Annotated in this window: 10 protein-coding genes; 4 read left to right on the forward strand and 6 right to left on the reverse strand. The window is 62.3% G+C overall.

The features are described 5' to 3' along the window. The first annotated feature begins 177 nt into the window (after positions 1–177). Positions 178–1,374, forward strand: coding sequence for a class I SAM-dependent rRNA methyltransferase (locus ACIPL0_RS22005; RefSeq protein WP_400599351.1), 1,197 nt, complete (start codon positions 178–180; stop codon positions 1,372–1,374). A gap of 110 nt (positions 1,375–1,484) precedes the next feature. On the opposite strand, the gene ACIPL0_RS22010 is transcribed toward ACIPL0_RS22005, so the two are convergent. Continuing rightward, positions 1,485–1,943 (reverse strand): REP-associated tyrosine transposase, encoded by a 459-nt coding sequence (locus ACIPL0_RS22010; protein WP_400599350.1) that lies wholly within the window; start codon positions 1,941–1,943, stop codon positions 1,485–1,487. 421 nt (positions 1,944–2,364) lie between these two features. On the opposite strand from ACIPL0_RS22010, the gene ilvD reads away from it, so the two are divergent. Beyond that, a complete protein-coding gene (ilvD, locus tag ACIPL0_RS22015) occupies positions 2,365–4,212 on the forward strand; it encodes a dihydroxy-acid dehydratase (protein WP_400599349.1) in 1,848 nt (615 codons plus the stop codon). 219 nt (positions 4,213–4,431) lie between these two features. Here ilvD and ACIPL0_RS22020 read toward each other — a convergent pair whose 3' ends face one another. Genes ACIPL0_RS22020 through ACIPL0_RS22030 form a run of 3 tightly spaced genes read right to left on the reverse strand, consistent with a single transcriptional unit; the run spans position 4,432 to position 7,393 of the window. Beyond that, positions 4,432–5,217 (reverse strand): ABC transporter ATP-binding protein, encoded by a 786-nt coding sequence (locus tag ACIPL0_RS22020; RefSeq protein WP_400599348.1) that lies wholly within the window; start codon positions 5,215–5,217, stop codon positions 4,432–4,434. Continuing rightward, positions 5,214–6,296 carry a FecCD family ABC transporter permease gene (locus tag ACIPL0_RS22025; RefSeq protein WP_400599347.1) on the reverse strand — a complete coding sequence of 361 codons (1,083 nt, stop codon included), beginning with the start codon at positions 6,294–6,296 and terminating at the stop codon, positions 5,214–5,216. Before ACIPL0_RS22025 ends, ACIPL0_RS22020 begins: the two co-directional genes overlap by 4 nt. Then, positions 6,293–7,393 carry an ABC transporter substrate-binding protein gene (locus tag ACIPL0_RS22030; RefSeq protein WP_400599423.1) on the reverse strand — a complete coding sequence of 367 codons (1,101 nt, stop codon included), beginning with the start codon at positions 7,391–7,393 and terminating at the stop codon, positions 6,293–6,295. The genes ACIPL0_RS22025 and ACIPL0_RS22030 overlap by 4 nt, the downstream gene beginning before the upstream one ends. A 265-nt stretch (positions 7,394–7,658) precedes the next feature. Here ACIPL0_RS22030 and ACIPL0_RS22035 point away from each other — a divergent pair, with 265 nt between their 5' ends. After that, positions 7,659–8,369: a response regulator gene (locus tag ACIPL0_RS22035; RefSeq protein ID WP_400599346.1), complete on the forward strand. Its 711-nt coding sequence runs from the start codon at positions 7,659–7,661 to the stop codon at positions 8,367–8,369. After that, positions 8,366–9,754 carry an ATP-binding protein gene (locus tag ACIPL0_RS22040; RefSeq protein WP_400599345.1) on the forward strand — a complete coding sequence of 463 codons (1,389 nt, stop codon included), beginning with the start codon at positions 8,366–8,368 and terminating at the stop codon, positions 9,752–9,754. The genes ACIPL0_RS22035 and ACIPL0_RS22040 overlap by 4 nt, the downstream gene beginning before the upstream one ends. A gap of 119 nt (positions 9,755–9,873) precedes the next feature. Here ACIPL0_RS22040 and ACIPL0_RS22045 read toward each other — a convergent pair whose 3' ends face one another. After that, positions 9,874–10,929 (reverse strand): haloacid dehalogenase-like hydrolase, encoded by a 1,056-nt coding sequence (locus tag ACIPL0_RS22045; RefSeq protein ID WP_400599344.1) that lies wholly within the window; start codon positions 10,927–10,929, stop codon positions 9,874–9,876. 307 nt (positions 10,930–11,236) lie between these two features. Further along, positions 11,237–11,749, reverse strand: coding sequence for a dihydrofolate reductase (locus ACIPL0_RS22050; protein ID WP_400599343.1), 513 nt, complete (start codon positions 11,747–11,749; stop codon positions 11,237–11,239). Positions 11,750–11,899 lie beyond the last annotated feature (150 nt).

An 11,899-nucleotide genomic window follows, 5' to 3' on the forward strand; every position in this document is an offset into this window, starting at 1 on the left:
AGTTAGCTCTTGGGACATAAGTACACACTCAGGTTCAGGCGGCGATTCTAACCCCTACCGCCCATGATTCGACAACCGTTGGATCCTTCTTGAAGTCCGACCGACCGGCAGCCGGTTAATTCAGCGCGGCGCAGATCACAAAGGTATAATCCCGCTCTTTTTTTCCGGAGCGACGTCATGTCCCTGCCCAGCTTGCGCCTCAAGCCCAACGCCGACCGTCGCCTGCGCGCCGGCCACCTGTGGATCTACAGCAACGAAATCGACGTGGCCGCCACCCCGCTGCACGGCTTTGCCGCCGGGGCCCAGGCCCTGCTGGAGACGTCCAGTGGCAAGCCGCTGGGGATCGTGGCGATGAGCCCGAACAACCTGATCTGCGCACGCCTGCTGTCCCGCGACATCAAGCTGCCGCTGGACAAATCGCTGCTGGTGCATCGTCTCAACGTCTGCCTGTCGCTGCGCGAGCGCCTGTTCGACAAGCCGTTCTACCGCCTGGTCTACGGTGATTCCGACCTGCTGCCGGGCCTGGTGGTCGACCGTTTCGGCGACATTCTGGTGGTGCAACTGGCTTCGGCGACCATGGAAGAACACAAGGACGACGTGCTGGCGGCGCTGATTCAAGTGCTCAAGCCGAGCGGTATCCTGCTCAAGAACGACTCCGCTGCCCGTGACGCAGAAGGCCTCAACCGCTACGTGGAAACCGCGTTCGGCGTGGTGCCGGAATGGGTCGCACTGGAAGAAAACGGCGTGAAGTTCGAAGCGCCGGTGATGGAAGGCCAAAAAACCGGCTGGTTCTACGACCACCGCATGAACCGCGCGCGTCTGGCGCCGTACGTCAAAGGCAAGCGCGTGCTGGACCTGTTCAGCTACATCGGTGGCTGGGGCGTACAGGCCGGTGCGTTCGGTGCCAGCGAAGTGTTCTGCGTCGACGCCTCGGGCTTCGCCCTGGATGGCGTGGAGCGTAACGCCGCGTTGAACGGCTTTGCCGAGAAAGTCACCTGCGTTGAAGGCGACGTGTTCGAAGCCCTGAAAGAGCTGAAAGCCGCCGAAGAGCGTTTCGACGTGATCGTCGCCGACCCGCCAGCGTTCATCAAACGCAAGAAAGACCTGAAAAACGGCGAAGGCGCCTACCGCCGCCTCAACGAACAGGCCATGCGCCTGCTCAGCAAGGACGGCATCCTGGTCAGCGCATCCTGCTCGATGCACCTGCCGGAAGACGACCTGCAAAACATCCTGCTGACCAGCGCCCGCCACCTGGACCGCAACATCCAGCTGCTGGAACGCGGCGGCCAGGGCCCGGACCACCCAGTCCACCCGGCCATCCCGGAAACCCGCTACATCAAGAGCATCACCTGCCGGTTGCTGCCGAATAGCTGAGGGCTGTGGCGTTTGAATTGACGCTATCGCGGGCAAGCGCGCTCCTACAAGTTTTACGCAGGACCTGTAGGAGTGAGCTTGATCTGGGCCGCATCCGGACGATGCTCTTTTCAAAGCCACACCGCATCCCACAACGGATAATCGCCGATCTTGCTCACCAACCCGGCCCGCAATGGATTTGCCACGACGTATCTGGCCATTTTTACAAGGTCCTCCTCTCGCCTTAACGCACGGTCATGAAAACCTCTTTGCCAAAGCTGTCTGTGCTGACTACGCCTGCGGTTGATCGCTCGGGCGCTGCGGGACTTTATGCGCTGGACTAACGGCGCCAATCGACAGCCCTTCAATTCCATTAGCCAATGAAAATGGTCCGGCATGACCACCCACGCCAATGAATCCGCTGCACCTGCGTCTTGAGCCGTGCGGAACTCATCCACGACCAGACGCCCCAACCTCCAGTCGCCGAATATTGGCTCGCGATTCTGGACAACTGAAGTAATGAGATAAATCTGCCCCGTTTGTGAAAAACGCCCGTCACGTAACGATTTGCCGCGTGGAAAATCCAGCATCCTGCTGCCTCTGTTTCTGCACTGTCTGTTCGAGACTAGGGCAGCAGCGAAGCTATCGCGCAAACATGAAATTCCAGATGTGTCGGGGAGTGCCCGTATCAACCTGTAGGAGTGAGCTTGCTCGCGATGGGGCCAAGACAGGCACCACAGAGTTGATAAGTCTGACGCTATCGCGAGCAAGCTCACTCCTACAATGCTTCAAGCCTGCCGATTTCCGGCATTCCCTCACGCCCTCACAGGTGTAGAATCAGCGCTATTCATCGCCAGTCATCCCCCGGCGGGTTTATGAGCTCAGGCCGAACGTTCCGGTGATCCCGTGTCGTTTCGGTTTCTTCGCGGCAATCCGGTCACTGCCTTTTGCACACGACGTCACTAGAAGCTCACTCCCTTATTTGATTAGCCGATTAGCCGGAGTGCTCCAATGCCTGATTACCGTTCGAAAACGTCTACCCACGGCCGCAACATGGCCGGTGCCCGCGCTCTGTGGCGTGCCACGGGCATGAAGGATGAAGACTTCAAGAAGCCGATCATCGCCATCGCCAACTCGTTCACCCAGTTCGTGCCGGGCCACGTGCACCTGAAAGACCTGGGCCAACTGGTCGCTCGCGAGATCGAAAGAGCCGGCGGCGTCGCCAAGGAATTCAACACCATCGCCGTGGATGACGGCATCGCCATGGGCCACGACGGCATGCTGTATTCGCTGCCGAGCCGCGAGATCATCGCCGACTCCGTCGAATACATGGTCAACGCCCACTGCGCCGACGCCATCGTCTGCATCTCCAACTGCGACAAGATCACCCCCGGCATGCTGATGGCCGCCCTGCGCCTGAACATCCCGGTGATCTTCGTCTCCGGCGGCCCGATGGAAGCCGGCAAGACCAAACTGGCCAGCCACGGCCTGGACCTGGTCGACGCGATGGTCATCGCCGCCGACTCGTCGGCTTCCGACGAGAAAGTCGCCGAATACGAGCGCAGCGCCTGCCCGACCTGCGGTTCGTGCTCCGGCATGTTCACCGCCAACTCGATGAACTGCCTGACCGAAGCCCTGGGCCTGGCCCTGCCGGGCAACGGTTCGACCCTGGCGACCCACGCCGACCGCGAGCAGCTGTTCCTGCGTGCTGGCCGTCGCATCGTCGAGCTGTGCCAGACCTACTACCGTGACGGCGACGAGTCGGTGCTGCCGCGCAACATCGCCAACTTCAAGGCCTTTGAAAACGCGATGACCCTGGACATCGCCATGGGCGGTTCGACCAACACCATCCTGCACCTGCTGGCCGCTGCCCAGGAAGCCGAAGTCGCCTTCGACCTGCGCGACATCGACCGTCTGTCGCGCAAAGTGCCGCAACTGTGCAAGGTCGCGCCGAATATCCAGAAGTACCACATGGAAGACGTGCACCGCGCCGGCGGCATCTTCAGCATCCTCGGCTCGCTGGCCCGTGGCGGCCTGCTGCACACCGATCTGCCGACCGTACACTCGCCGTCGATGGAAGAAGCCATCGCCAAGTGGGACATCACCCAGACCGACGACGAAGCGGTGCACACCTTCTTCAAGGCTGGCCCTGCCGGTATCCCGACCCAGGTTGCATTCAGTCAGTCGACCCGTTGGGAAACCCTGGATGACGACCGTGAAAACGGCTGCATCCGCAGTGTCGAGCATGCCTACTCGCAGGAGGGCGGTCTGGCCGTGCTGTACGGCAACATCGCGCTGGACGGCTGCGTGGTGAAAACCGCCGGCGTCGACGAGTCGATCCATGTCTTCGAAGGCAACGCGAAAATCTTTGAAAGCCAGGACAGCGCGGTACGCGGCATCCTCGCCGACGAAGTGAAGGCCGGCGACATCGTGATCATCCGTTACGAAGGCCCGAAAGGCGGCCCGGGCATGCAGGAAATGCTTTACCCGACCTCGTACCTGAAATCCAAGGGTCTGGGCAAAGCCTGTGCGCTGCTGACCGACGGTCGTTTCTCCGGCGGCACTTCCGGCCTGTCCATCGGCCACGCTTCGCCAGAAGCGGCTGCCGGCGGTGCAATCGGTCTGGTGCGCGATGGCGACAAGGTGCTGATCGACATCCCGAACCGTGGCATCAACCTGCTGGTCTCTGACGAAGAGCTGGCGGCGCGCCGTGCCGAGCAGGACAAGAAAGGCTGGAAACCGGTCGAAGCGCGTCCGCGCAAAGTCACCACCGCCCTCAAGGCTTACGCCCTGCTGGCGACCAGCGCCGACAAGGGCGCGGTACGTGACAAGGCACTGCTGGACAAACTGGTGCCATAAGCGGCCCGAGTGCGACAAACAAAAAGCCCGGCAGCGATGCCGGGCTTTTTTGTTGTGGACACACCGCGATCCCCTGTAGGAGCGTGGCTTGTCCCGCGACCGGCTGCGCAGCAGTCGTAAATCCTGTAAATGCGGTGTATCAGAATTGCATAGTCGCCAGATTTTACGACGACTCCGTCGCCGGTCGCAGGACAAGCCAGCTCCTACACGGGTCTGCGCTCAGGGCAACGCCCCATCCACCAGCACCTGAATCGTGCCCTGCGAGCAATATTCCACCCGCCCCTGCACGCCGTACACATTGGCCAGCAAACCGGCATTGAGGATGTTCCCCGCCGGGCCATGGGCGAACAGTTGTCCGTCGCGCAGCACGGCGATCTGGTCGGCATGCCGCGCCGCCAGGCTGATGTCGTGCAGCACCACCACGGCGATCAACTGATGCTCGCGAACCATGTCGCGCACGCAGGCCATGACTTTCAACTGGTAATTGAGGTCCAGCGCGCTGGTCGGCTCGTCCAGCAGCATCACCTTCGGCTTGCGCGCGATCAGTTGCGCCAGGCTGACCAGTTGCCGCTGACCGCCCGACAGGCCGTTCAACAGATGATCGGCCAGATGGCTGATGCCGATGCGCTCCAGTGCGCGATACGCCTCGCGCAGACACGCCTCGCTGGACAACGGCACACCGTCGAAGCTACTGACGCGCAACGCCGCGACCACGCTTTCCAGCACGCTCAACGACAGACCCGGCGGCAGGTTCTGCGGCATGTAGGTGATCAGCCGGGCGCGCTCGGCGATGGACACCGCCTTCAGCGAGCGCCCTTGCAGGCTGATGTCGCCGTGCATCTTTTCCAGCCCGGCGATGGCCCGCAGCAGGGTCGACTTGCCAGCACCGTTGGGACCGATCAATGCGGTCACCGTCCCCGGCTGCAATTCCGGCAACGACAGGCCGCGCACCACTTCCCGGCGTCCATACCCGACCCGCGCCTGGCTGACGATCAGCCCACTCATAGCTGCCTCCCGCGCTTGAACACCAGCACCACGAAAATCGGCACGCCGACCAATGCAGTGACGATGCCCACCGGCACGATGACGCCGGGCATGATCAGCTTGCTGGCAATCGACGACAGCGACAGCAGCAAGGCGCCGACGATGGCACTGGCCGGCAGCAGAAAGCGTTGATCTTCGCCGACCAGAATCCGCGCGATGTGCGGGCCGACCAGACCAATGAAGCCGATGGTGCCGACAAACGCCACGGCGGTGGCCGACAACAGGCTGATGCGCAGCAGGGAAAACAGGCGCAGACGGCGCACGTCTATACCGAAGCTCTGGGCGCGGTCTTCACCCATGCGCAGCAGGGTCATGCGTGACGAAGCCGCAAACGACATCGGCATCACCACGACCAGCACCAGCGCCAGCATGCCGAGTTTTTCCCAGTTGGCCCGCGCCACGCTGCCCAGGCTCCAGAACACCAGTTGTTGCAGCACGTCTTCGGTGGCGACCAGTTGCAGCAGCGCCACCAGCGCGTTGCAACTGAACACCAGGGCAATGCCGAACAGCACCAGACTCTCGACACCCGCGCCGCGCAGCCGCGACATCGCTTGCAGTAAAAACACCGAAGCGCAGGCAAAGACGAACGCCGACAACGACACCAGCGCATTGCCCGACAGCCAGCTGACCGACACCGGAAACACGATCACCAGCGACGCGCCCAGCGCCGCCGACGACGACACGCCGAGGGTAAACGGACTCGCCAGCGGATTATTGAGGATGGCCTGCATCTCGGCCCCGGCCAGCGACAACGCGCAACCCACCAGCACCGCCATCAGCGCGTACGGCAGGCGCACGTTCCAGATGATCACCCGGTCGGTCAGTGGCAGATGCTCAGGGTGCAGCATGCCGTCGAGCAAAGTGCCGAGGCTCATGCCCGACGGGCCGGTGGTCAGGTCGATGAGCACCGCCAGCACCAGCACGACGGTCAGCAGCGACAGCAGACCGAACCGTCGCGCCAGCAAGCGGCGATAGCCACGGGTGGCGGCTTCCAGACCGGCCGGCACGCTGTCCGGCAGGCCCTGCGCTTGAGAAGTCACTTCGCTTGATCGATCCAGTACTGACCGGCCAGCGGCGTGTCGAGGAACTGCTTGTTCAGCTCGGCCATGGTCTGCTGCGGATCGAGGTCCCGGAATTTCGCCGGGTTGATCCACTTGGCCAGCGCTTCGATCGCCAGGATGTTGTAGGGCGAGTTGTAGAAGTCATGCCACAGGCCATGGGCCTGGCCGTCGCGGATCGGCCGCAGGTCCTTGAACTCGGGACGGGCCAGCACTTTCGCGAACGCGGCGTCGGCCGGCGCTTTCTGCACGCCGGCGCCCAGCAGCAGGCCGGGCTCGTGGTTGCCGGTGGCGATGTACACGTCCGGATCGGCCTTGAGCGCGTATTCGACGCTGACGTCGCCCAGCGCGCCCGGCACCACGCCTTCCGCGATATTACGTCCGCCCACCAACTTGATCACTTCGCCCAGACCGCTCTTGCCGGTGGTGTGCCCCGGCGCCTGCCAGGCACCGGCCAGCAGTTCGAGGAACACGCTCGGGCGCTGGCTGTCTTCGACCGTACCCACGGTGTCGATCACGTGCTTGAGGTGCTGATCGTAGAAGTCGATATAGGCCGCGGCCTCCTTGTCGCGCCCCAAGGCACGACCCAGCGCCATCATGCTGGTGCGGGTGCCCTCGACGGGCTTGATGCGAAAGTCGACGAACAGCACCGGAATGCCGGCAGCCGCCAGCGTGTCAGCCACCGGGCTGTGTTCGGTCGGGCCGTGGCCGGAAATGCTGAACACCGCCAGATCCGGTTTGAGGCTGAGGATTTCTTCGGCGCTGACGCTTTGTTCCGAGGCCTGACCGATCAGCGGAATCTTCGCCACGGCAGGGAATTTCGCCGCGTAAGCGTTATAGGTATTGGGGTCGAGCTTTTTCAGGTCAGCCTGCCAGCCGACGATGCGCTTGAACGGCGCGTCGCGGTCCAGCAGGGCGAACACTGAAATCAGCCGGCCTTCGCCCAGCACCACGCGCTGGACGTTGTCCGAAACCGTGACCTTGCGGCCCAGCACGTCGGTGACTTCTTTGGCCGAGGCCGTGGATACCTGGCCCAGACAGGCGCCCAGCAGCAGGGCCAGCGCGGCGGCGGCCCGTATCGAGAGGAAAGGTTTGAACACGCACGTCTCCAGATTACAATGACTCGCATTTACACCGGCCAGTTTAAAGAGCCGCCCTGCCCGGGACGGCGCGACTTTGTATTGGCGGTGCAGGAAAACGCCGCTCACAACATTCCATTACATTTGCTCCGCCCGCCGGTCGGCTTTTCGGATACCAGAGCCTCGGCAGACCGGCGCGAACGATCTTTTGGCAGGGCTGCCACTTCACCGAGCTACAGACACAGCACAGGCACGACGTCCCTCTATGTCCAAGCAAGATCATGTGTTGATCGTCGATGACGATCCGGAAATCCGCCAACTGCTCGCCGATTACCTGCGCGATGCCGGTTACCTGACCTCGACCGCCTGCGACGGCAAGGAAATGCGTCGCCGCCTTGAGTTGAACGTCATCGACCTGATCGTCCTCGACCTGATGCTGCCCGGCGAAGACGGCCTGAGCCTGTGCCGCGAACTGCGCACCACCTCCAACACCCCGGTGATCATGCTGACCGCCCGTGGCAGCCTGATCGACCGTATCGTCGGCCTGGAAATCGGCGCCGACGATTACCTGCCCAAGCCATTCGACCCTCGGGAACTGCTGGTGCGGATCAAGGTGGTGCTGCGTCGGGCGCAGAGCTTCCCGGAGCGGGCGCGGGTCGATGAAACGCCGAGCGTGAGTTTCGACGGCTGGACGCTCGACACCCGCGCGCGTCAGGTGCTGTCGCCGGACGGGCTGGTGATCAGCCTCGGCAACTCCGATTACCGCGTGCTGCGTCTGTTGCTGCAGCACCCGAACCGGCCGCTGAGCCGCGACTTCCTGCTCAACCATGTGTTCGAGAAGAACAGCACGCCGTTCGACCGCTCCATCGATGTCTGCGTCAGCCGTCTGCGCCAGCAACTCGACCCTGCCCTGATCAAGACCGTGCGCAACGAGGGCTACATGCTCACCGCGACTGCCGTCACGAGTGCATCGTGAGACTCTGGCCGCGCACGCTGTACGGCCGACTGGTGATCATTCTGGTCGCCGGCATGATCGCTGCGCAGATCGCCACCAGCAGCATCTGGTACGACGTGCGCCACAGTCAGGTGCTGGAGATTCCGACGCGCCTGATCGCCAGCCGGCTGGCCGATATCGTGCGCGTCATCAGTATCGAGCCGACCCACACCAATGGCTTTATCGGGCATCTGAACACCCCTGATTTCCGCCTGCAATTCATCGACACTCCGACCGCACGCACTGAAAAACTGAGCAGCGCGGACCTCGCCACCGAGCGCCTGCTGCACAACGTGATCGCGCAGCGTACCGGGATCTCCAGCGACCTGCGCCTGCTGCACCTGTCGCTGCTCGATGATCAGGGCAACGCGGCCGGCATGAGCACGCTGTTCGGCGCAAGCCCGGCGGCGGGCATGTTCAATATTGAGCTGAAATTGCCGGATGGCCGCTGGCTGCAGGTCCGCGCCCGCGAAGATCAGGGCTGGACCAGCCTCACGCCGTTGCAGGTGATGTTCGATTACTTCCTGCGCATCTATCTGGTGCGGATCATTCTGCTGACCATCATCGTGCTGCTGGCAGTGCGTCTGGCGATCCGCCCGCTGACCGAACTGACCAACGCCGCCCAGGCCCTGGGCCGCGACATCAAGCGCCCGCCGCTGGCTCTGGACGGCCCGCTGGAAGTGCGCCGTGCCGCCCGCGCCTTCAACAGCATGCAGCAGCGCCTGATCGCCAACCTGCGCGAGCGCACACGCTTCCTCGCAGCGATTTCCCACGACCTGCGCTCGCCGATCACGCGCCTGCGTCTGCGCACGGAAATGCTTCAGGACGAAGCGGCCAAGGAGCGTTTCCGCAGCGATCTGGACGACATGGAAAACATGGTCTCGGCGACCCTGGAGTTCGTCAGCAGCGGCGAGATCAACGAGCCCCGGCAGAACGTCGACATCAACGCCCTGCTGCAAAGCCTGCAAGCCGACTTTCAGGACATGCACGCGCAAGTGACGCTGCACGGCACGGCGCAGCAGCCGCTACCGGCCTATGCGCGCAGCCTGAAACGTTGTGTGCAGAACCTGCTGGAGAACGCCATTCGCTACGGGCATCAGGCCGACATTTTTATCGAGGACCAGCCGGAGCGGCTGCGCATCGTGATTGCCGATCAGGGGCCGGGGATTCCGGAGGATCAGCTGGAACAAGTGGTGGAGCCGTTCTTCCGACTGGAAAGCTCGCGCAACGCCGGCACCGGCGGTTACGGTCTGGGCCTGAGCATCGCCCACACCGTGGCGGCGGCCCACGACGGACGCCTGCAACTGCGCAACAAGGACAGCGGCGGGTTGGAGGCGATTGTGGATTTGCCCCGCTCACCGACATGACACCCCACCCCGTTGTAGGAGTGAGCTTGCTCGCGATTGCGGTCTTTCAGGGATGAATCCGCTGATTGGCACGACGCCATCGCGAGCAAGCTCACTCCTACAGGTCTTGTGTCAGCGGCTTACTGAATCTCATCCGGCTTGACGATCACCCAGTTCTTGTCCGCCGTCACCGGCAAACCTTCCTTGGCCTGGGCTTCGGCGTTGGTCTTCATCATGCCGTTGAGCTGGGTCATGTACTTGTCCTTGCGGTTGACCCACAGGTGGATGCCGCCCTTATTGACGTCGACGCTGTGGAACAGCATATAGCCGTCGCTGCTCGGGGTGTCGCCGCCGACCAGCACCGGTTTTTTCCACTGATCGATGTAGGTCAGGATCGCCGCCTGCTTGCCGGCCATCCAGGTCGCCGGGGTCCACAGGTACGGGGTCAGTTCCAGGCCGAGGTTGGCCTTCTCGTCATACTTGCCGGCGCTGATCTGCTTGCGTGCGGTGGTCAGTTCGCCGGTCTCGCGATTCTTCAGCAGCGTGGTCACGCCGATGACGTTCTGCGGTTTGACGTTGTAGCCGTACTTCGGATCGGAGGCGACCATGCGCACCAGCTCTTCGGAGGCGGCGGTCATCACGTAGACCTCGATGCCGTTCTCCATCAGCTTGTTGTACAGCTCGGTCTGGCCGGTGAAGACCTTCGGCGGCTGCACCTCGATGCTCTTCACCGCATCACCGTCGTAATAGGTACTCTTGACCGGCTTGCCGGACGCCATCAGTTCGTCGACGTAGCCCTTGAGTTCCTTGAGGGTGAAGCCGGAGAACACTTGCGCCACCCATGGGTAGCAGACCATGTCGTCGATTTCGCAGAGACGGTAGTAGTAGCTGAACAGGCTTTCCTTGTGGTCAGCGGTGTCCTTGAACGGGATCAGCTTGAGGGACGGATCGAGCTTGTCGCGGGTGATCAGCCCTTTGTTTTCCATGAACGGCAGCAGCGACTCTTCAAGGTCGAAGCGGTAGCTGGTGTTGTCCATGTCGAAAACGGCGAAATTGCCCTTGTTGGCATTCGCCGCAATCATCGCGTTCAGCTGCTTGGCGGCAGGCTCCGGCCAATGCTTGAGATCGGTGGAAAACGCCTGACCGGCAAGGCCCAGACAGACGGCAGCGGCCAACAGTTTTGGTACGAGCTTCATAACGATGTCCTCCCCCAATTCGAATTCGAGGATGGACCGTAACAAAAAGCCATTACTGTTTTAATGCGTCAGCGACCGTACCCGTTCTGTAGGCGTCATGTCGCGAGCCATTCGCGACAGATGACGTAAAAGCGACATATTTGTTACAGCGAACGTAGATCACCTGTAGGAGCTGGCTTGTCCTGCGACCGGCGGGGAACCCGTCGTAAAACCGGTAAACGCGGTGTGTCAGGACTGCATAGTCGTCAGGGTTTACGACTGCTGCGCAGCCGGTCGCAGGACAAGCCAGCTCCTACAGGGAATTCGCTCAACCCCGCTCCCACACCTCAAAGCTGTACGCCGGCTTGTCATCCACCGCCGGGTTTTCCGTGCTGGACACGCGCTTCCACACGGCCTCATCGAATTCCGGGAACCAGGCATCGCCTTCCGGACTCAATGCCACGCGGGTCAGGTACAAGCGGTCGGCGTCGGCAAGGCCTTGCGCATAGAGCTGCGCACCACCGATCAGCATCACTTCGTCGACGCCCTGCTCGGTCGCCCACTGCTCGGCGCGTTCGACCGCAGCCTCCAGCGAGGTGAAGACTTCGGCGCCTTCCAGCTGTAAATCCGTCTGGCGAGTGACCACCAGATTCAACCGGCCCGGCAATGGCCGACCCAGCGAATCCCAGGTCTTGCGACCCATGATGATCGGCTTACCCAGCGTGGTGGCCTTGAAGTACTTGAAATCCCCCGGCAGGTGCCAGGGCATGGAGTTGTCGACGCCGATGACACGGTTTTCCGCGAGGGCCGCGATCAGGCTGAGGGGGAGATGTTTTTTCATGGCGGCGAGGATAGCAGACCCTTCTTTGCGTGCATGTAAAACGCGTCGCCTGAATTGACGTCATCGCGAGCAAGCTCACTCCTACAGGGGTCACACCGTTCATTGTAGGAGTGAGCTTGCTCGCGATAGCGATTGTCAAAGCGCCACAAG

The organism is Pseudomonas sp. NPDC090208 (assembly GCF_044746785.1).
Taxonomy (GTDB): Bacteria; Pseudomonadota; Gammaproteobacteria; order Pseudomonadales; family Pseudomonadaceae; genus Aquipseudomonas.